The organism is Acinetobacter sp. ANC_7503, from assembly GCF_056780035.1.
Genome location: NZ_JBWYJA010000030.1, coordinates 1 through 426 on the forward strand (window position 1 = coordinate 1; position 426 = coordinate 426).

Sequence of the window (426 nt, forward strand, 5' to 3'; positions counted from 1 at the left end):
ACCTGTTGCTACAGGGTTGCCATCTTTGTCTAAGATTTCAACTTTTACTGTTGCACCTGGCTCAGTCTTACCTGAGATTGTTGGTGTAGTATCGTTTGTTGGCTTAAGCTCATCGATGGTTAATTCAGGTGCTACTGTGTCAACCTCGAAGCTCTCTGGCTGAGATTCACCTGTGTTACCTGCTTGATCTGTTGCTTTTGCAACTACGTCATATTCGCCATCTGCCAATTCAACTGATGGTGTATATGTCCATGTGTCACCTGTAACTGTCGCTGGACCTTCTGCAACAACTTGACCGTCTTTGTCTTTAACAACGACATTTACTGTTGTTCCTGGTTCAGTTGTACCTGTGATTTCTGGTGTTGTATCGTTTGTATCCGCAATTGGATCAATCGTTACATCGGTATCAGATGGTGCAGTTGTATC

Annotated in this window: 1 protein-coding gene; it reads right to left on the reverse strand. The window is 43.7% G+C overall.

The window, feature by feature from the left end; translation table 11 throughout:
* Positions 1-426, reverse strand: a 426-nt coding sequence (locus tag AC1M9M_RS14815) for an Ig-like domain-containing protein (RefSeq protein WP_481596710.1), incomplete at both ends; no start/stop codon positions are given.